This window comes from Streptomyces sp. NPDC047974, from assembly GCF_040653375.1.
GTDB lineage: Bacteria > Actinomycetota > Actinomycetes > Streptomycetales > Streptomycetaceae > Streptomyces.
This window is the reverse complement of the sequence record NZ_JBEZNU010000102.1, coordinates 1-1931: the sequence shown is the minus strand read 5'-3', so window position 1 is coordinate 1931 and position 1931 is coordinate 1. Positions and strand designations below refer to the sequence as shown.

Sequence of the window (1931 nt, the reverse complement as noted above, 5' to 3'; positions counted from 1 at the left end):
GAGCTGTTGTCTGCAGGATCAGTTCCGGTCAGCGTCATGGCAGGGCCGTCGTCGAATCTCACGCGAACGGAGCAATCGCCATAGGAATGGCACAGGATCTGGCCCTTCTCTACCGAGAACAGGATGTCGTTTCCCCAGCGAGGATGTTTCCTCAACGTCAGCCGTGCATGCTGCTTCCCTTGGTAGGGGAACTCAAACTCAAAGCTGTTCGTGCTGGTAACCGATGCAGAGTATCCAGTCTTGCTAGTCATATCGTCCTTGAAGGTCGAGTACGACCACTGCTTTCCAATGCTTTCAGCTGCAAGCTTGGCTGCTTCTTGGTTCGCCGTTTCCTGCTGAGACCGTATCTGCTCAAGGAGCGTCTTAGCCTCCGTTGCCTCTGCGGTGGCAGGGTACTTTTCGATCAAGTATTCAGCGCGCACCGCCCTAGTGGCCAGGGGTATCGATGGGTCTTTCACGTCTCGGAGCAAGTTCTCCTGCTCGCTCTTCAGTGCGCGGCTCGCTGAACCTCCACCCGTGCTTGTCTTATTTCCGTGGACTCTTGGCAGGTTAGATAGGATCAGCAGCACAATCACAAGGCCCACAACTACAAGTACAGCCGCTAAACAGCCGTTGCGGACCGATTTTCCCTTCACTTCTGCTGGTGATTGGTAGCTGGGGATCGAAGGTGAATCAAGTGAAGCCTGCGGGAACCCGCAATGAGGGCAAGCGGGCGCAGCGTCGCTGACTTTTCCACCACACTCTCGGCAAACGACTAGTGCCATAACGTCTTCCTCAAGTAGTGAACAAGGGTTCAGTCAGCCCAACCGCCTATCCAATGAACACGACCAACGACGGTGATTTGCTCCCTCTTTGAATCCATCGGCCTCGGCTTTTGCCAGTTATGGTCGCCTCGAGGGTTGTCGCTCGCAAAGTAAACGCCTGCTTCCAGCACCATAGCGCGCTTGACGTAGTACTCAGGGTTGGCGGCGCCGTGAACCTGGACAAGGTAGAGCGCTCCGTCCACCACCCTTGTATCTGAGGTGTCAAACAAGATCGCGTCTCCGTCCTCGATGGTCGGTTCCATCGAGTCGCCCTTGCCGTAGTAGACAGCCAGATTGCGTCCATAGATGCCCCTGCGCCTTAGGCTGGTCTTCTTGAACTTGAGGCTGTGGGTCTCCGCATACTCTTCAGCTTCGGCACCTGCTGCACCCAGTCCCACCGCCTGGGAGTAACCGGTGACGTCAGTGTAGTCAGAGTCATCAGGTCCAACTTCGGCGACCTCCATCGCCCCCTTTCCGGTCTGAAGCCACTTGGCGGAGACCCTGAGAGCCTCCGCAATCTGAGGTAGCTGGGTTGTACCCGCCTGGTCGTTGTTCTCAATGCCGGCAAGCGTCGGGTACTTGATCTTGGCTGCCTCAGCCAACTGGGGCCGAGACAGGCCACGTATCCGGCGAGCTTCCTTAATTCGTTCACCAATCGTGTTCATGACTGCGAGCATTACGGAAACCCATTATGGGATGCCGTTGACATGAATCTATGGCATCCCATAGTCTTGGGCGACCCAACAGGAACGCGCACATGGAAATCACCTGGGCAGACCGAATCAAGGCGCTCGAACAGCGCGGCTGGTCCCTGACCGAAATTGGCCGTGCCATCGGCAAATCGCCTCAGACCGTGAGCGACATCAAACAGGGCAGGACTAAGGAGCCCGGCGGTATGGCTGCCGTGCAGCTGCATCACCTGTATGCCACTGGCGCGAAGCCTGCGGCAGCAGCGCACTGACGTGCGCACGTCAGCGGCCAGCGGCAGGGAAGGGCAGCACCACCCCCAGCGCCATCCCTGGCGCTCGGCGGGGCTGGCGCAGGCATCGCACCACATCCCGGCGCGGACAACGCGCAGATCAGCCAGATCACCTTCTGGCAGCTGGGTTCGCTGGCGCAGGCCACCTG

The 1931-nt window shown here is 58.3% G+C and carries 3 protein-coding genes; 1 reads left to right on the top strand and 2 read right to left on the bottom strand.

Features of this window, described 5'->3' with window-relative positions; all coding sequences use genetic code 11:
* Both AB0E19_RS38565 and AB0E19_RS38560 read right to left on the bottom strand, forming a co-directional pair.
* On the bottom strand, positions 1-422 hold a 422-nt coding region (locus AB0E19_RS38565), incomplete at its 3' end, for a hypothetical protein (protein WP_362189875.1).
* A 371-nt stretch (positions 423-793) separates the two neighbouring features.
* Positions 794-1468 carry a S24 family peptidase gene (locus AB0E19_RS38560; protein ID WP_362189872.1) on the bottom strand — a complete coding sequence of 225 codons (675 nt, stop codon included), beginning with the start codon at positions 1466-1468 and terminating at the stop codon, positions 794-796.
* 92 nt (positions 1469-1560) lie between these two features.
* Here AB0E19_RS38560 and AB0E19_RS38555 point away from each other — a divergent pair, with 92 nt between their 5' ends.
* A complete protein-coding gene (locus AB0E19_RS38555; protein ID WP_362189869.1) occupies positions 1561-1764 on the top strand; it encodes a helix-turn-helix transcriptional regulator in 204 nt (67 codons plus the stop codon).
* Positions 1765-1931 lie beyond the last annotated feature (167 nt).

What these genes read in the sequence shown, in the direction of transcription:
- AB0E19_RS38555 (WP_362189869.1), top strand. Translation starts at nt 1,561, where the DNA reads ATGGAAATCACCTGGGCAGACCGAATCAAGGCGCTCGAACAGCGCGGC.
- AB0E19_RS38560 (WP_362189872.1), bottom strand. Translation starts at nt 1,468, where the DNA reads ATGAACACGATTGGTGAACGAATTAAGGAAGCTCGCCGGATACGTGGC.